Genomic DNA, 17,078 nt, shown 5'->3' with positions numbered 1-17,078 from the left:
AACCCTACCGGGGCCCCGCCGGGAGCGGGCGCGGGGGCGCCGTCAGGAACCGGAGGCGTCGGCCTTCGCCGTGTCGGCGCCCTTCGGGGCCCGCTCGGCGGGCGTCCGGGAGCCGGTGCGGGCCGGTGCGAGGAACAGCGCGAGGACCGGCACCAGGTACAGCGACCAGACGACCGCCTGGAGGACCGTCGGGTTCGGCTGGAAGTTGAACACGCCCTTCAGGAGGGTGCCGTACCAGCTGTCCGGCGGGATCGTCGTGCTGATGTCGAACGCCTTGTCCTCCAGGCCGCCGAGGAACCGCGCCTCCTGGAGGTCGTGCACGCCGTAGGCGAGGACGCCCGCCGCCACCACGACGAGCATCGCGCCGGTCCAGGTGAAGAACTTGGCGAGGTTGATGCGCAGGGCCCCGCGGTAGAACAGCCAGCCGAGCGCGATGGCCGTGAGCAGGCCGAGGACCACGCCGAGCAGCGGCGCGTGCGTGCCGTCGTTCGACGCGCGGACGGACGCCCAGACGAACAGGGCGGTCTCCAGGCCCTCGCGGCCCACGGCCAGGAACGCCGTCGCGACGAGGGCGGCCGTGCCCATCCGGAGGGCCGCGTCGAGCCGTCCGTGCAGCTCCGCCCGCAGGTGCCGGGCGGTGCGCCGCATCCAGAAGACCATCCACGTCACGAGCCCCACCGCGAGGATCGACAGGGAGCCGCCGAGGGCCTCCTGCGCCTCGAACGTCAGCTCCTGCGAGCCGAAGGTGAGGGCGCAGCCGAAGCCGAGGGACAGCGCCACGGCGACGCCGATGCCGGTCCACACCGGGGCGAGCGCGTCGCGCCGCTCCGTCTTCACCAGGTATGCGACGAGGATGCACACCACGAGGCTGGCTTCCAGGCCCTCCCGCAGGCCGATCAGATAGTTGCCGAACATCGCCTCATGCCTTCCCGGTGAACAGCGCGCGGCCCCACCAGTCGTCCTTGTCCCGCACCCCGGGCGGGACGGCGTAGACCGCCGAACCCACGTGCTGGATGTATTCGTTGAGCGCGTCCTTCGCCGCGAGCGAGCGCTGTACGGGGATGAAGCCCTCGCGCACGTCGCGCTGGTAGGCCAGGAAGAACAGGCCCGCGTCGAGGCGGCCCAGTCCGTCGGTGCCGTCGGTGAAGGAGTAGCCCCGGCGCAGGATCGTCGCGCCGCCGTTGGAGTCGGGGTGCGCGAGCCGTACGTGCGCGTCGGGCTTCATCGCCTTCAGGAACGGCTCGTCGCGCTCCTCGGCCTTGCCGACGGCGGCGCCCTCGCCCTTGTCGCGGCCGAAGACGTCCTCCTGCTCGCGCAGCGAGGTGCGGTCCCAGGTCTCGACGTTCATGCGGATGCGGCGCGCGACGAGGTAGGAGCCGCCGGTCATCCAGTCGGGGCCGTCCTTCTCGCCGACCCACACGTGCCGGGCGAGGCGGGCCTCGTCGGTGCCCGCGATGTTGCGGGTGCCGTCCTTGAAGCCCATGAGGTTGCGCGGCGTCTGGGCGTCGGGCGTGGTCGAGGACGTCTTGCCGAAGCCGAGCTGCGACCAGCGGATGGCGACCTTGCCGAAGCCGATGCGGGCCAGGTTGCGGATCGCGTGCACCGCGACCTGCGGGTCGTCCGCGCAGGCCTGGACGCACAGGTCGCCGTCGCTGCGGGCCCGGTCGAGGTTGTCGCCGGGGAACTTGGGCAGGTCCACGAGGGCCTCGGGGCGCCGGCCCGCGAGGCCGAACCGCTCGCCGTGCTTCTCGAACAGGGAAGGGCCGAAGCCGAGGGTGAGCGTCAGGCGCGAGGGCCTGAGGCCGAGCGCCTCGCCGGTGTCGTCCGGCGGCGCCTCGGCGAGCCCGCCGAACGCGCCCTCGCCGACCGCGTGGCCCGCGGTCATCCGGGCCGCCGCCCGCGTCCACTCCTTCAGGAGCGCCACGAACTCCTCGCGGTCCTCGGTCTTCACGTCGAACGCGGCGAAGTGCAGCCGGTCCTGGACGGGCGTCGCGATGCCCGCCTGGTGCGGGCCGTGGAAGTCGACGGCCGCGCCGGTCGAGGCCGCGGGCACCGCGTCACCGGCGCCGGACTCCTCACGGGTCACCGCGACCGCGCCGCCCGCGGCCGCCGCGCCGAGCACGAGCCCGGCGCCGCCCCAGCCGAGCAGGGAACGCCGCGACGGCGCACCGGTGCTGGTCTCTTCAGCCATGGTTGAGCCTCCCCTCCCTGGGACGCGTCACTTGGAGGTGACGACGGCCGCCGCGAGCTTCGACAGCGGCTCCGCGAGCGCGTTCACACCGTCGAGCAGCTCCTTGCGGTCCGCCTTGCCGACCTTGTCGTACGCCGTGAAGTCGTAGGAGTCCGCGGTCTTCTTGCCGGCGCGGTGCCCGTCGAGGAGCTCGCCCAGGGCCGCGAACTGCTTGTCGAGCTCCTTGGCGAGCGCCGGGTCGTTCTCCGACGCCACCGGCTTGAGCAGGACGTAGGCCTTCTCGGCGCCCTCCACGTTGGCCTTGAAGTCGACGAGGTCGGTGTGCGAGTAGCGCTCCTCCTCGCCGGTGACCTTGCCGGTGGCGACCTCGTCGAGGAGCTCCTTGGCGCCGTTGGCCATGGACGTCGGGGTGATCACGGCCTTGCCGACGCGCTTGCGCCAGTCGGCGAGGTCCTTGTCGAGCCGGGTGGCGAGGTCCTTCTCGCGCTGCCCGATCCTCTCGTCCTGCCAGAGCGCGCGCTCCAGGCGGTGCCAGCCCGTCCAGTCCTTCGCGGGGTCCTGGTCGTCGCCGAGGCCGTCCTCGCGGACGTCGACCTTCGGGTCGATGTCGCCGAACGACTCGGCGACCGGCTCGGTGCGCTCCCAGCCGATGCGGGAGGGCGCGTACGCCTTCTTCGCGGCCGCCAGGTCGCCCTTCCTGACCGCGTCCGTGAAGACCTTCACCTTGGGGAGCGTCTCGTCGGCCTGCGCCTGGACGTAGGAGCGGTATTCGGCCACCGCCTTGTCCAGGCGCGGGTCGCGCTTCGCCGCCTTGCCGCCGCCGGTGGCCGTCACGGACTGACGGATGCCCTTGCCCTTCATGCCGGGCTTGCAGGCGATGCGGTAGTCGCCCTCCTTCACCTCGGCGGTGAGGGTCTGGCGGGTGCCGGGGCCGATGTTCTCGCGCTCGCTGACGATGCGGTCGTCGGGGAAGAGGAGGTAGACCTCGGTGACCTTGGAGCCCTTGTTCTCGATGGCCAACTTCACGTGCCCGGCGGGGAATTCCTTCTTCGACACCGCGCACTTGTCGTCGCTCGCGGTCACCTTGATGGTGCCGTCGCCGCCCTTGCCGTCGCTCTTCTCGGTGCAGCCGGTGAGGGCCACGAGGGCCGCCGCAGCGGTGGCGGCGAGGGGGAGGCGGGCGCGGTGCATGGAGGCTCCAGTTGGAAGAAAGTGAGGGGAGCCTAACTTAACCGAGCCTTACTTCGGGCATGACCACGAGCGGGCAAAGGACAGGTCAAGCGATGTCCTGAAATCGACGGTGATCATTGGTGCGGTCGCCGTCAGCTGCCCCCTCGCACCGGCGTCACCAGCGGCTTTCCGGTCCGCGGATGGGGAAACACCTCGATCGGCTGGCGGTACACACCGGACAGCAGCGCCGCGTCGAACACGTCACACGGGGCGCCGTCCGCGGCCACGGTCCCGCCGTGCAGCACCACCGCCCGGTCCGCGTACGCCGCCGCGAGACCCAGGTCGTGCAGCACGACGACCACCGCGTCCCCGGCGGCGGCGCGCTCCCGGCAGATCCTGAGGACCAGCTCCTGGTGGCGCAGGTCGAGCGCGGCGGTCGGCTCGTCGAGCAGCAGCAGCGGCGCCCGCTGGGCGAGCACGCGGGCCAGCGCGACCCGGGCCCGCTCGCCGCCGCTGAGCGCGGAGAACGGCCGCGCCGCGAACCCGGTGACCTCCGTGGCGGCCATCGCCTCGCGCACCACCTTGTCGTCGTCCTCCTCCAGGCGGGTCCCGGCCCAGGGCGCGCGCCCCATCCGGACGACCTCCTCGACGGCGAAGGGGAAGGACAGCGCCGCCGACTGCGGCAGCACGGCCCGGTGCAGGGCCAGTTCGCGAGGGGGCCAGTCCCCGGCTGCCCGGCCGCGGATCCGCACGGCACCGGAGGTGACCGGCAGGTCGGCGGCGAGCGCGGCCAGGAGGGTGGACTTCCCCGCTCCGTTGGGGCCGACGAGGGCGAGCACCTCGCCCGCCCGGGCCGGCACCGACACGCCCCTGAGGACCTCACGGCCGCCGAGCGCGAGCCGCGCGTCGGCGGCCTCGGCGAGGACCTCGCCGGGTGTCACGGGCCCGGGCAGCGCGCGCCCCCGCCCGCCGAAGAGCCGCCCGATCATGCCCAACCCCCTTGCTTGCGACGGGTCCTGCGCAGCAGCCAGAAGAAGAACGGGCTGCCGAAGAGCGCGGTGAGCACGCCGAGCGGCAGCTCGGCGGGGGCCGCCACGGTACGGGCCGAGAGGTCGGCGCCGACGAGCGCCACGGCCCCGCCGAGCGCGCTGCCCGGCACCAGGAAGCGGTGCCCCGGCCCCGCCGCCATCCGCAGCACGTGCGGCACGAGCAGCCCCACGAACGTGATGACCCCGGCCACCGCCACAGCCGCGGCGGTGAGCAGCGCCACCACGAGCACCAGGACGATCCGCAGCCGCTCCACGTCCACGCCCAGGTGCCGCGCGGGCCGCTCCCCGAGCGCGAGCAGGTCCAGCCTGCGGGCGTACAGGGGAGCGACGAGCAGCCCCGCCGCCGCGCACGGCAGCACGGCGAGCACCTTCGGCCAGGTGGCCTGGGCGAGCGAGCCGAGCTGCCAGAACGTGATCTGCGAGACCTGGGCGTTGTCGGCGAAGAAGATGAACAGGCCGATCAGCGCGCCCGCGAAGGCGTTCACGGCGATGCCGGTGAGGATCAGCGTCACCACTTCGCTGCGGCCACCCTCGCGCGACAGGGCGTACACGAGCAGCACGGTGGCGAGACCGGCCGCGAACGCGCACACCGTGACGGTCCAGTTCCCGAAGAAGCTCAGGCCGAAGGCGATCGAGGCGACCGCGCCCACGGCCGCGCCGGAGGAGATCCCGATGACGCCCGGCTCGGCCAGCGGATTGCCGAACACGCCCTGCATCAGAGCGCCCGCGCAGCCCAGCGAGGCGCCCACAAGGAGTGCGAGCGTCACGCGCGGAAGGCGCACCTTCCACAGCACGCTCTCCGGCACCCGCTCCAGGGCGTGCCCGCCGAGCCCCGCGCGGTGCTGGACGGAGGCGAGGACGTCGCCGAGCGGGATGTCGTACGCGCCGAGCCCCGCGGACAGCAGGCACAGCACGGCGAGCACGGCGGTCAGGGCGGCGGTGAGCAGCGCGGGCGTGCCGCGCCGCCCGCGCCGGGCGGTGGCGGTCTCCCGCGCGGGGGCCGCCGCGGACTTGGTCGCGAGGGTCATGCGGCGTCCCCGTACAGCTGGTCCACGAGGGAGGCGAGCACCCGGTCCGTGCGCGGGCCGTAGTTGAGGAGCATCCCGTCCTCGACGGAGACGACGCGGCGGTCCATGCCCGCCGGGGTCTCGGCCACACCGGGGATCTTCACCAGGCCGTCGACGCCGCCGACCGAGTCGAGTCCCTTGGACATCACGAGGATCGCGTCGGGCGCGGCCTTCGCGAGGGCTTCGCTGGTGATCGCCGTGAAGTCCTTCCGCAGGCCCGACTCCTTGCCCGCGTCGACGGCGCCCGCCGCTTCCAGCAGCGACGGGGCGCCCGAATCGCGGCCGCCGAGCAGATACACGGAGGCCGAGCCGCGCAGATAGAGGAAGGCCACGCGCGGCTTCTTCGCCCCGGCGGGCACGGACCGGCGCACCTTGTCGAGCCGTTGCTCCGTACGGGACGTGAGGGCCGCGCCCGCCTTCGGGACGCCGAGCGCCTGGGCGACCGCCTCGATGCGCGGGCCGACGTCGTCCAGGCCCTTGGCCGGGTCGAGGACGACGAGGGGGATGCCCGCGTCCCTGATCTGGTCGACGGCCTCCGCGGGGCCCGTCGTGCCCTCGGCGAGGACGACCGTCGGCTTGAGGGAGAGCACGCTCTCCGCCGACACGTCGTGGGCCCGCGTCACGACGGGCAGCTTCTCGGCCTGCTCGAAGGTCGCGGTGACGTCCCGGCCCACGACGTGCCCGCCGAGGCCCAGGGTGAACACGATCTCGTTCAGGCTGCCGCTGAGCGGCACGATCCTGCTGGTGTCCTCGACCGTGACCTTCTCGCCGTCGGCGGAGTCGACGGTCACCGGGAGCTTCGGCTCCGGCGTGCCCTTGAGCGGTTCGACGCGGTCGGCGCGGGCGGCCTTCGTCCCCGTGCCGCTGCCTGCTGAGCCTCCGTCACCCGTCGATCCGCATCCGGTGAGGGAGAGGGCGAGTGCGGCCGCCAAGGCGCCGACCGTCCGGAGTGAGCGCGGCTTACGCACCGAAGTCCACCGTCCTGTCGTGTGGTTCCTGATGACGAGATCATAGATTAGGTTAGCCTTACCTAACGATCTGGGCATCGCCCTGTCATCGTTCCGCTTGGAGGTGCCCCATGCCGTTGTCCAGACCGCCGCACCCGCCCCGTGCCCACAGCGCCCGCGCCGTCGTCGTGGCCGTGCTGGCCGGACTCGTCACCGCGCTGCTCCCGGCGGCCGCCGCCCACGCGGAGGAGCGCACCGTGCGCGGCGGCAGGCTCGACTGGGGGCTCAAGTCCTCCTTCCAGAGCTATGTCACCGGGCCCGTCGCGCACGGCAGTTGGAACCTCCGGGGCGGCGCGGCCACCGTCGGCGGCAGCCAGTTCCGCTTCCACTCCGCCCAGGGGTCCTACGACCCGGCGAGCGGTGCCTTCAGCGCCGCCTTCTCGGGCGGGGTGCACTTCACCGGCCACCAGAAGGGCTCCTCGTACCAGCTCGACCTGACGGTCAGCCGCCCCACCGTGAAGGTCTCCGGCGGCTCCGGCACGCTCTACGCGGACATGGTCAGCAAGGCCAAGGGCACCGGGAAGGTCACCTCGACCGCGCAGGTGCCGCTCGCCTCGCTGAACCTGTCCGGCATCGACATGAAGGGCGGCTCGGGCCCGATCGCCCTCACCAACATCCCCGCCACGCTCACCGTGCAGGGCGCGAAGGCTTTCGCCGGGTACTACACGGCGGGCACCCGGCTCGACCCGGTGAGCCTGTCGACGGACCTCGCGGCCACCGGTGAGAAGCCCGCCGACAAGCCGTCCAAGAAGCCCGGCGACTCCGGGGGCAAGGGCGGCAAGAAGGACGCCAAGGGCACGAAGGCGAAGGCCGCCGGGCGCATCGAGGACGCCGCCGTCGACTGGGGCGTGCGCCGCACCTTCCGCGAGTACGTCTCCGGCTCCATCGCCCAGGGCACATGGACCCTGTCGTCCGGGGCCCAGGACGGCGGCGCGCTGTTCCGCTTCCCGCGCGGCGAGGGCTCGTACGACGAGAAGAAGCGCACCCTCGACGCGGACTTCACCGGTGCCGTCCGCTTCACCGGGAAGCACGGGCTCGACATCCGACTGAGCCGGGTCGCGGTCGGCGTCGAGGACGGCGAGGGCACGCTCTACGCCGACGTCGACAGCGGGGACTTCACCAAGAAGAAGGCGCCGCTCGTCACCTTCACCGGCAAGGGCCTCGCGGACCTCAAGCCGAAGGACGGCCTCGTCGCCGTCACCGAGGCGCCCGCGAAGCTCACCGCCGACGGGGCCAGGGCGTTCGGTTCCCTGTACAAGGCGGGCACCGCGATGGACCCCGTCTCGCTGGCGGTCGCCGTCGACGAGAAGGCGGAGCTGCCCGCGCTGCCGGACCTCGGCTCGGCCCCGGAGCCGAAGGCCGCGAAGGCCCCGGCCTCCGGGCCGAAGGCGGAGAAGGCCGCGCGGTCCGCCGACGACACGTCGGACTCCTCGCCCGCCCTGCCGATCACCATCGGCGCCGTCGCCGCCCTGCTCGTCGCGGCAGCGGTCGTCTTCGGCGTCACCCGCAAGCGCCGCACGGCCCGCGCGACCGGCACCGCCGACGACACCACCGGCACCTCCTGAACCACCCCGTCCCCGCTCCCCGCTTCCTCTTCCCTCCCTCCCCTCTCCCTCCACTCCAAGGAGCACACCATGGCTGCCCCCCGCCGCCCCATAGTCCGCGCGGCCGCCGTCGCGACGGCCGCCGCGCTCGGCGCGAGCGCGCTCACCCTCCCGGCGTTCGCCGCCGACGAGCCCGCCGCCGCGTCCCCGAAGGCCCCGCCGGTGTACAGCGTCGTGGACGGCACCCTGGACTGGGGTCTGAAGGAGTCCTTCCGCAACTACGTGGTCACCATGGCGGCAGGAAAGATCACCACCACCGGCGGCGCCCAGCAGGCCCCGCGCAACGGCGTGTTCACCTTCGGCGGCGCCGAAGGAACGTACGACCTGGGCAACCACGCCCTGAAGACCGCCTTCAAGGGCGGCGTCCGCTTCACCTCCACCGCGCACCGATTCGACATCACCATCGCCGACGTGAAGGTGCGCACCCAGGGCAGGACCGGCGCCATCCAGGCGGACGTCACCCTCAACGGCACCAAGCAGAACGACGTCGACTTCGCCACGCTCGACCTCAACGGCATCCAGCCGGGCCACGGCGAGGGCGGCGCGGTGACGTACAAGGACATCCCGGCGAAACTGACGGCCAAGGGCGCGAAGGCCTTCAACGGCATGTACCGCGAGGGCGAGGTGCTCGACCCCGCCACCCTCACGGTGAAGCCCGGCGCGCCCGTCCCCGGCCCGGACCCCAAGCCGACCCCGTCGACCCCCACGAAGCCCAAGCCCAAGCCGAAGCCCGAGCCCAAGCCGACTCCGTCGACCCCCGCCAAGCCGAAGAAGGTCGTCGGCGGCAAGATGGCCTGGGGCATGAAGGAGAGCTTCCGCCGCTACGTCTCCACCGGCGGCAAGATCACGACGGCCGGTGGCGCCAAGAAGAACTCAGGCGGATTCGACTTCCCCTACGCCAAGGCGAAGTGGAACGCGAGCGCCAAGACGGTGGACGCCTCCTTCGGCGGCAGCGTGCGGTTCCGGTACCAGGCACACGGCATCGACATGACGTTCAGCGACCTCAGGGTCAAGGCGAGCGGCAAGAAGGGCACGCTGTACGCCGACGTGAAGGCGCAGGGCCGCACCCGTGACGACGTGAAGTTCGCGACGCTCGACCTGTCCCGCGTCTCGTACGCCGCCAAGAACGACGTCGTGCTCCTCAGCAAGGTCCCCGCGAAGTTCACGGCGGCGGGCGCGAAGCAGTTCGCCAACGGCACGGTGGGCTCCATCTACAAGGCGGGTGACCCGATCGACCCGGTGACCGTCGCGCTCACCCTGTCCGACCGGGCGAAGGTCCCGTCCGCCGCCGCGGTCCCCTCCGGCTCCACGGGCTCCTCCGGCTCCGGCGCCTCCGGCACGGGCGGCGACGCCGTGCCCGCCGGTTCCGTGGGCGGTGGCGGTTCCGTGGGCGGCGGTGGCTCCGTCGGTGACGGCGGCACCGGGGCCCTCGCGGAGACCGGCTCGGACGCTCCGTCGGGCGCGCTGCTCGGGGTGGCGGGCGCGGTGATCGCGGCCGGTGCGGGCGCCGTGTACGCGGCGCGGCGGCGCGGGCCCGGCCACGGTGTTCCGGGCGTGACGCCCGCCCCGTGACCCGGGCCGGGGTGTGACGACCCCAACTCCTCGTCCGGCGCCGCACGTCCGTGCGGCGCCGGATGCTTGAATGCCCGAATGACCGAAGAACAGGGGCCGGGGGTACCCGGCGCGCCGGGCGGGACGCAAGCGCCCGCCGGGGCCGATGTGCACGCCGGAGTCGATGTCCTGCGGGTCTTCTGCGGCCCCGACGGCCGGTACGGCAACGAGCTCGGGGTCGTCAGGAACGGCGGCCGCGTGCCCGCGCGCGAGGCGCGGCAGGAGCTCGCCGGGAAACTCGGCTTCAGCGAGACGGTGTTCGTCGACGACCCCGAGCGCGGGCACATCGACATCTACACGCCCACCACGCGGCTGCCCTTCGCCGGATACCCCTGCCTCGGCGCGGCCTGGCTGCTCGACGTGCCCGAGCTCGTCACCGAGGCCGGGGTCGTCGAGGCGCGGCAGGACGGGGAGTTCACCTGGATCACGGCGCGGGCGCAGTGGGCGCCGCCGCGGACGCTGCGCGCATACGGTTCGGCGGCCGAGGTGGAGGCGCTCGCGGTGCCGCCCGCCGGGGAGTGGATCTACGCCTGGGCGTGGGAGGACGAGGCCGCGGGGCGGGTGCGGGCGCGGGGGTTCCCCGGGCGCAACGACGGCATCCGCGAGGACGAGGCCACCGGGGCGGCGGCCCTCCTGCTCACCCACGAACTGGGCCGGGCCCTCAACATCACCCAGGGCCGGGGCTCCCAGATCATCACGGCACCGGGGCCCGACGACCTCATCGAGGTGGGCGGCCGCGTGGCCCTTCCTTCGCACGCCACTTGGCCCGCGGCCTGAGCGAGGGCCGGGGCCCGGGCGAGGAGGGGGGCGGGGCTTACGCGGCGTGCGGGAACTCGGTGGCCAGGTCCCGGAACAGGGCCGTGTTCAGGGCGAAGGCCCGCTTGCACTCGTCGACGATCCGGTGCCGCTCCAGCTCGTCGGGGACGGTGACCTCGATCCGGTCGAGCAGCTCGCGGTAGTCCCGCTTGAACGCGGCCGGGTTGGAGATCCCCTCGAAGACGTAGAAGCGGACCCCGTCGCCCTTGCGGGCGAAGCCCCAGGCCTTCTCGGCCCGGCCCCGGATGATCTGCCCGCCGGAGAGGTCCCCGAGGTAGCGGGTGTAGTGGTGGGCGACGTAGCCGCCGGGCCAGGTCCGCGCGCACTCCTCGACCCGGGCCGCGTACGCCGCCGTCGCGGGCAGGGCGGTGGCGTGCTCGCGCCAGTCCGCGCCCCGCAGATGGGCGAGGTCCCGCTCCAGCTCGGGGACGCGCTCCAGCTCGGGCCGGACGAACGGCCCCGCGACGGGGTCGTCGCGCAGGGCCTCGGTGCCGTTCTCCAGGGCGCGGTAGACGAACCAGAGCTGTTCCGTGTAGCGCGCGTACGCGTCCACGCCCAGACGGCCGCCGAGCAGATCGCTCATGAACGTCGAGGTCTCCGCCTCCGTGTGCTGTTCGTGGGACGCGGTGCGGATGAGCGTCGAGAACGAGAGCGGTGCGGTGGGCTGAGGGATCGCCGAGTCCATGCGGGACCTCCGGATGCCGAAAGGGGGCGGGAAACCAGTGTGGCCAGCACCGATCATGCAAGTTAGGCTTACCTAAGTCAACTGGTTCCCGACGCCCTGTCGGTAAAAACGTTACGCGCCCGTCCGGTTCACGGCAGCGTGAGGATCTCCGTCCCGCTGTCCGTCACCACGAGCGTGTGCTCGAACTGCGCGGTGCGCTTGCGGTCCTTGGTCACGACCGTCCAGCCGTCGTCCCACATGTCGTACTCGTGCGTCCCCAGCGTCAGCATCGGTTCGATCGTGAACGTCATGCCGGGCTGGATGACCGTGGTCGCGTGCGGGCTGTCGTAGTGCGGGACGATCAGGCCGGAGTGGAACGACGTGTTGATGCCGTGACCGGTGAAGTCGCGGACCACGCCGTAGCCGAAGCGCTTGGCGTACGACTCGATGACGCGGCCGATGATGTTGATCTGACGGCCCGGCTTGACGGCCTTGATGGCGCGGTGCAGGGCTTCACGGGTGCGCTCGACGAGGAGCCTCGACTCCTCGTCCACGTCGCCCACCAGGTACGTCGCGTTGTTGTCGCCGTGCACGCCGCCGATGTACGCGGTGACGTCGAGGTTCACGATGTCGCCGTCGCGCAGCACGGTGGAGTCCGGGATGCCGTGGCAGATGACCTCGTTGACCGAGGCGCACAGCGACTTCGGGAAGCCGCGGTAGCCGAGCGTCGAGGGGTAGGCGCCGTGGTCGCACATGTACGCGTGCGCGATGCGGTCGAGCTCGTCGGTGGTCACGCCGGGAGCGATGGCCTTCGCGGCCTCCTCCATCGCGCGGGCGGCGATGCGGCCCGCCGTGCGCATCAGCTCGACGGTCTCCGGGGTCTGCACCTCCGGCCCGGTGTACGGCGTCGGGGCGGGCTTGCCGACGTACTCCGGGCGCCTGATGTTCCCGGGCACGGAACGGGTGGGAGAGAGCTCCCCTGGTACGAGCAGTGACTGGCCAGACATGCCAGCGAGTCTAACGAGCGCGGATGGGGCAGCATGGCGGGAGAGGACGGGGGAGACGGGAGCTGTGGCCATGGCGCTGTTCAAGAAGCGGACCGCCGGGAAACCGGGCGAGTGGTACTACTGCCTGGAGCACAAGAAGGTCGAGGAGGGTCCGGAGTGCCCCGGCAAGGACCGGTTCGGGCCCTATGCGTCCCGGGAGGAGGCCACCCACGCGATGCAGACCGCGTCCGAGCGGAACCTGGAATGGGACACGGACCCTCGCTGGCACGACGCCCCCGGCCCGGACCGGCCCAACCCCTGAGCCCCACCGGGCCCGGCCCTCCCCGCTGCGCGGGGCTCCACCCACCCGCGGCACCTCGGCCTTGCCGGGCCCGCCCCGACGCGGAGCGCTCGCGACCGAGCGGACGACCCCACCGCTACCGCGGCGGGCCCCTCCCGCCCGCCCACCCGTGACGCCTCGGCTTTGCCGGGTCCGGGCCCGACGCGGAGCGCTCGCCGCTGAGTGGGTGGTGCCGCCGCTGCCGCGGCGGGTTTCTCCCGCCCGCCCGCCGCTATCGCCTCGGTGTTGCCGGGTCTGGCTCCGGCGCGGTGCGCTTGCGGGTGGTGCCTTATGGACTGCCGTCCTGGGTGGGGGCGGGTGAGTGGGACTGCCCCGGCGGCGCGCAGCGCGGCGCCACGGGCCGCCCCCCCCGCTGTGGGCAATCGTCCCGCTGGGCGAGTGGGGCATCCCCTGCTCGAGCGAAGCCGAGAGCTTGGGGAAGGGTGGGCACAGCCCCAGGTGCCGAGCAACCGTTGAGGCAGGGGCAGGGGGTGCAGCTCGGCTCGGGGGGCTGCCGGGCGGGCTACGCGGCAGCGGCCCGGCGGGCGGCGTCCTCGTCCGTGCGGGAGTCGTAGGAGAGCAGCGCAGGGAGCACCGCGCACAGCGCGCCCACCGCGCCCACGCAGACGAGCCCGCCGGACCAGATGGCCGGCCGGGCCCCCGTCCACCCGGCCGCCGCCCCCGCCCGCACCTGCCCGAGCTGCGGCCCGACGCTGTAGGAGAGGACCTCGATCCCCGCGAGCCGTCCCCGCAGCTCGTCGGGGATGGTCTGGTTCCAGATGGTGCTGCGGCCCAGACCGCTGAGCATGTCGCCCGCCCCGGCGAGCGCGAGGGCGACCAGGACGAGCCACACGTTCGACAGGAGCCCCGCCGCCGTGATGGCGAGCCCCCACCCGGCCGCCCCGCACACCACGAGCACCCCGTGCCGCCGTACCCGTGAGGTCCACCCGCTGGTGAGGCTGAGCAGCAGCGACCCGACGGCCCCGGCGGCGTACATCAGGCCGAGCGACCACTCCGCGTCCAGGTCGTCCGCGAGGAACGGGAAGATGGTGTTGGGGAAGGCGAAGACCATGGCCGCCCCGTCGATGGCGTAGGTGCCGAGGAGCACGGGCCGCGACCACGCGTACCGCGCCCCCTCCGCGAGCCCCCGCAGTGACGGCTTCTGCGCGCCGTGCGCGGCGGGCGCGGGCGAGAGCCGGGTGCACAGTGCCACGGAGACGGCGAAGCCGACGACCGTGACCGCGTACGCGCTGGCGTGCCCGGCGTAGGCCACGACGACACCGGCGAGGGCGGGCCCGGCGATGGCGCCGACGTTCCAGCGCAGCGAGTTGAGCGCGGCGGCAGCCGTGAGCTGGTCGTGCGGCACGATCCTGGCGAGGAGCGAGTCGAGCGCGGGGCGCTGGAGCCCGGCGAGCCCGGAGACCCCGGCCGCCACCAGGTACAGGGGCCACAGGAGCGGCTGCGGCAGCAGCGCGTTGACGAACAGGACGAGGGCGAGCACGCCGAGCGCGGCCTCCGTCAGGAGGATCACCGTGCGCCGGTCCACCGCGTCGGCGAGCGCACCGCCGTACAGGCCGCAGACGATCAGCGGGACCAGCTCGACCGCGCCCATCGCCCCGACCGCGAGCGGCGAGTCGGTGAGGTGCTTGATCTGGAGCGGCAGGGCGATCAGCGCCATGGAGCTGCCGAAGTAGGTGACCAGGCCCTGGACCCAGAGGAGCCGGAAGTCCCGGCTGGAGCGCCAGGGGGAGAGGTCGGGCAGTATCGCGGCGATTCGTTTCACAAGGGGACATGGTCAGCGGGCCGGGCGACGCCCCGCAAACGATTTCTCCCCCGCCCGCCAACCCGATGCCCGCAAACCACACCCGTGGACCCGCGCCACACCCGTGGACCCGCGCCACACCCGTGGACCCGCGCCACGCCGCTGGCCCGTGCCACGCCCGGCGGCCCGCGCCACGCCGGGTGACCCGCACTACGCCCGGCAACCCGCCCGCGCCCCGTCCGTGGACCCGCGCCACACCCGCCGGCCCCCACCCGTCGGCCCCGTCCTCACCACCGCGTCGGTGGCGGAGCCGTCAGCTGGTCCGCCAGTCGTGAGAGGCGGTCGCGCACGCGGCGGCGGCCCCGGGGCGCGGGCAGGCTGTTCTCGCCCGTCGCCGCGCTCACCAGGTGCTGCACTGTGTCCAGGTCGAGGTCCCCGGCGCGCGGCACGGTGAGTGCCTCGTGGGCGAGCGCCCCGAGTTCGTCGCCCGCGCCCGTGTCCGGGCCGAGCGCGAAGACCGTCGCGCCCGCGCGCCGCGCGTCGTGGACGCGCGACAGCAGCCCCGGCGCGGGCGTGCCGGGCGCCACCACGAGCAGCGTCTCGCCGCGCCGCGCGGCCTCGACGCGGCCGAGCCCCACCGACAGGTGCGCGGGCGCCCCCGCCCGCGGCCGGTGGCGCACGAGCGTGGGCGTCAGCTCGGGCGTGCCGGACCAGGCGGCCTCGTCGGTGAGGTGCGCGGCCAGGTGCCACGGCTCGTACTCGGGCGTGCCCACCAGGAGTAGGCCCCCGCCGTGCGGCACCACACCGGCGCGCAGCGCCCCGGCGAAGCGCCGCGTGGCGTCCGGCCATTCGGTGCCGTTCAGAACTTCGCGCAGCAGCGCGACCCGTACCGCGTCCATGGAGGCGCATACTGCCTCAACAAGTCATTCGTACAGCCGCAGTTCACCACGAATTCCCCCGAGGTGGGGAAGGGGCGGGGATGGCAGTGGAGACAGTTGAGGCGTCCGTCCCGTTCCGGGCGGGCCGCGAAGGGTACGCCAGCTTCCGCATCCCGGCGGTGGTCGTCACGCACGACGGCTCCGTGCTCGCCTTCTGCGAGGGCCGCGTCGGGTCGCAGGAGGACTTCGGGAACATCGACATCGTGCTGAAACGGTCCACCGACGGCGGCCGCACCTGGGGCCCGCTCCAGGTCGTCGGCGCCAACGGCACGGACCTCGCGGGCAATCCGGCGCCCGTCGTCCTCGACACCGGACGGGTCCTGCTCGTCCAGGTCAGGAACGCGGCCGCGGCCTCCGAGGACGCCATCCGCCGCGGCCAGGTGGCCGCGGCGGACGGCCGCAGGGTCTGGGTGCAGCACAGTGACGACGACGGCCTCACCTGGTCGGTGCCCCGGGAGATCACCAAGCAGGTGAAGCGGACCGGCTGGCGCTGGTACGCGACCACGCCGGGCCACGCGATCCAGCTCGGCGGCGGCAGGATCGTCGTCCCCGCCAACCACTCGCTGCCGCCCACCGGCACGGACAACGGCACCGAGGGCCGGTACAACGGCGGGCACTGCCTGCTGAGCGACAACCTCGGCCAGACCTGGCGCATCGGCTACGTCGACGACAACACCAACGGCTACATCAACGTCAACGAGACCACCGCCGCCGAACTGCCCGACGGCCGCGTCTACTTCAACACCCGCAACGACTCGCCGGCCCCCGGCAACCGCGCCGACGCCCACTCCCGCGACGGCGGCGCGAGCCTCGTCAAGCCCTTCCGGCCGCAGTCCTGTCTGACCGGACCCGTCGTCGAGTGCAGCGTGCTCCAGCTGCGCGACCCCGACGTGCTGCTCTTCTCCGGGCCCGCCGACCCCGGCTTCCGCGCCCGGATGAGCATCCACAGGAGCGACGACGACGGCACCACCTGGCAGCCCGTGCACACCGTCGACGGGCTGCCCGCCGCCTACTCCGACCTCGTACGCCTCGACGAGGACGCCGTCGGACTCCTGTACGAGACCGGGGACTTCGGCGCGTACGAGACGATCACCTTCCGCAGGGTGCCGCTCGACCGGCTCACCTGACCGCGGCCGCCGCGGAGGCGGACGTAGGGTCTGACCATGACTTCCACGGAAAGTGTGCAGAAGACGCCCGCCAAGGACCCCTGGGACCTGCCCGACGTGTCCGGGCTCGTCGTCGGGGTCCTCGGCGGCACCGGCGACCAGGGGCGCGGCCTCGCCTACCGCCTCGCCCGCGCCGGGCAGAAGGTGATCATCGGCTCGCGCGCGGCCGAGCGCGCCGAGGCCGCGGCCACCGAGCTCGGCCTCGGCGTCGAGGGCGCGGACAACGCCGAGTGCGCGCGGCGCAGCGACATCGTGATCGTCGCCGTGCCGTGGGACGGCCACGCCAAGACCCTCGAAGCGCTGCGCGAGCCGCTCGCGGGCAAGCTCGTGATCGACTGCGTGAACCCGCTCGGCTTCGACAAGAAGGGCGCGTACGCCCTCAAGCCCGAGGAGGGCAGCGCCGCCGAGCAGGCCGCCGCGCTGCTCCCCGACGCGCGGGTGACGGCCGCCTTCCACCACCTGTCGGCCGTCCTGCTCCAGGACGCCTCGATCGAGGAGATCGACACCGACGTGATGGTGCTCGGCGAGAGCCGCGCCGACACCGACCTGGTGCAGGCGCTGGCCGCCCGCATCCCCGGCATGCGGGGCGTCTTCGCCGGGCGGCTGCGGGGCGCCCACCAGGTGGAGTCCCTCGTCGCCAACCTGATCTCCGTCAACCGGCGCTACAAGGCGCACGCGGGGCTCCGGGTCACCGACGTCTAGGCCTG

At 73.3% G+C, this 17,078-nt stretch carries 16 protein-coding genes; 6 read left to right on the top strand and 10 right to left on the bottom strand.

The window, feature by feature from the left end:
• Positions 1–42: 42 nt before the first annotated feature.
• The 6 genes from efeU to MQV74_RS13520 form a co-directional block, all read right to left on the bottom strand.
• Entirely contained in the window at positions 43–915 is an 873-nt protein-coding gene (efeU, locus tag MQV74_RS13545; RefSeq protein ID WP_242717370.1) for an iron uptake transporter permease EfeU, read from the bottom strand.
• A 4-nt stretch (positions 916–919) separates the two neighbouring features.
• Positions 920–2,191, bottom strand: a complete 1,272-nt coding sequence (gene efeB / locus MQV74_RS13540) for an iron uptake transporter deferrochelatase/peroxidase subunit (protein WP_242717368.1) — start codon at positions 2,189–2,191, stop codon at positions 920–922.
• A 27-nt stretch (positions 2,192–2,218) separates the two neighbouring features.
• A complete protein-coding gene (efeO, locus tag MQV74_RS13535) occupies positions 2,219–3,382 on the bottom strand; it encodes an iron uptake system protein EfeO (protein ID WP_242717367.1) in 1,164 nt (387 codons plus the stop codon).
• A gap of 131 nt (positions 3,383–3,513) precedes the next feature.
• On the bottom strand, positions 3,514–4,350 hold the full coding sequence (locus MQV74_RS13530; RefSeq protein WP_242717365.1) for a heme ABC transporter ATP-binding protein: 837 nt from the start codon (positions 4,348–4,350) through the stop codon (positions 3,514–3,516).
• Entirely contained in the window at positions 4,347–5,438 is a 1,092-nt protein-coding gene (locus tag MQV74_RS13525; RefSeq protein WP_242717363.1) for a FecCD family ABC transporter permease, read from the bottom strand. Before MQV74_RS13525 ends, MQV74_RS13530 begins: the two co-directional genes overlap by 4 nt.
• Positions 5,435–6,523 (bottom strand): heme/hemin ABC transporter substrate-binding protein, encoded by a 1,089-nt coding sequence (locus MQV74_RS13520; RefSeq protein ID WP_374120612.1) that lies wholly within the window; start codon positions 6,521–6,523, stop codon positions 5,435–5,437. The genes MQV74_RS13525 and MQV74_RS13520 overlap by 4 nt, the downstream gene beginning before the upstream one ends.
• Positions 6,524–6,555: 32 nt before the next feature.
• Between MQV74_RS13520 and MQV74_RS13515 the strand changes: the two genes are divergently transcribed.
• The 3 genes from MQV74_RS13515 to MQV74_RS13505 all read left to right on the top strand — a co-directional run bounded on the left by MQV74_RS13515 (position 6,556) and on the right by MQV74_RS13505 (position 10,476).
• A complete protein-coding gene (locus tag MQV74_RS13515; protein ID WP_242717359.1) occupies positions 6,556–8,049 on the top strand; it encodes an HtaA domain-containing protein in 1,494 nt (497 codons plus the stop codon).
• Between the two features lie 69 nt (positions 8,050–8,118).
• Positions 8,119–9,660, top strand: a complete 1,542-nt coding sequence (locus MQV74_RS13510; protein WP_242717357.1) for an HtaA domain-containing protein — start codon at positions 8,119–8,121, stop codon at positions 9,658–9,660.
• A gap of 78 nt (positions 9,661–9,738) precedes the next feature.
• On the top strand, positions 9,739–10,476 hold the full coding sequence (locus MQV74_RS13505) for a PhzF family phenazine biosynthesis protein (protein WP_242717355.1): 738 nt from the start codon (positions 9,739–9,741) through the stop codon (positions 10,474–10,476).
• Between the two features lie 37 nt (positions 10,477–10,513).
• Here the strand turns inward: MQV74_RS13505 and MQV74_RS13500 are convergent, their stop codons facing one another.
• Both MQV74_RS13500 and map read right to left on the bottom strand, forming a co-directional pair.
• Entirely contained in the window at positions 10,514–11,200 is a 687-nt protein-coding gene (locus MQV74_RS13500) for a biliverdin-producing heme oxygenase (protein WP_242717353.1), read from the bottom strand.
• Between the two features lie 128 nt (positions 11,201–11,328).
• Positions 11,329–12,186 carry a type I methionyl aminopeptidase gene (map, locus tag MQV74_RS13495; RefSeq protein ID WP_138959401.1) on the bottom strand — a complete coding sequence of 286 codons (858 nt, stop codon included), beginning with the start codon at positions 12,184–12,186 and terminating at the stop codon, positions 11,329–11,331.
• 70 nt (positions 12,187–12,256) lie between these two features.
• Here map and MQV74_RS13490 point away from each other — a divergent pair, with 70 nt between their 5' ends.
• Complete coding sequence (locus MQV74_RS13490) at positions 12,257–12,487, top strand: hypothetical protein (protein WP_242717351.1); 231 nt, start codon at positions 12,257–12,259, stop codon at positions 12,485–12,487.
• Positions 12,488–13,028: 541 nt separating this feature from the next.
• On the opposite strand, the gene MQV74_RS13485 is transcribed toward MQV74_RS13490, so the two are convergent.
• Positions 13,029–14,279, bottom strand: a complete 1,251-nt coding sequence (locus MQV74_RS13485) for an MFS transporter (RefSeq protein ID WP_374120777.1) — start codon at positions 14,277–14,279, stop codon at positions 13,029–13,031.
• Positions 14,280–14,554: 275 nt separating this feature from the next.
• On the bottom strand, positions 14,555–15,166 hold the full coding sequence (locus MQV74_RS13480; protein WP_242717347.1) for a hypothetical protein: 612 nt from the start codon (positions 15,164–15,166) through the stop codon (positions 14,555–14,557).
• An 80-nt stretch (positions 15,167–15,246) separates the two neighbouring features.
• Here MQV74_RS13480 and MQV74_RS13475 point away from each other — a divergent pair, with 80 nt between their 5' ends.
• The gene (locus MQV74_RS13475; protein WP_242717345.1) at positions 15,247–16,332 is read left to right on the top strand and encodes a sialidase family protein; all 1,086 of its coding nucleotides are present in this window, start codon (positions 15,247–15,249) and stop codon (positions 16,330–16,332) included.
• A gap of 36 nt (positions 16,333–16,368) precedes the next feature.
• On the top strand, positions 16,369–17,073 hold the full coding sequence (gene npdG, locus MQV74_RS13470; protein WP_242717343.1) for an NADPH-dependent F420 reductase: 705 nt from the start codon (positions 16,369–16,371) through the stop codon (positions 17,071–17,073).
• Positions 17,074–17,078 lie beyond the last annotated feature (5 nt).

Origin of the sequence: Streptomyces sp. AN091965 (genome assembly GCF_022698285.1) — a bacterium.
GTDB lineage: Bacteria > Actinomycetota > Actinomycetes > Streptomycetales > Streptomycetaceae > Streptomyces.
This window is presented reverse-complemented; position numbering and strand designations above follow the sequence as displayed.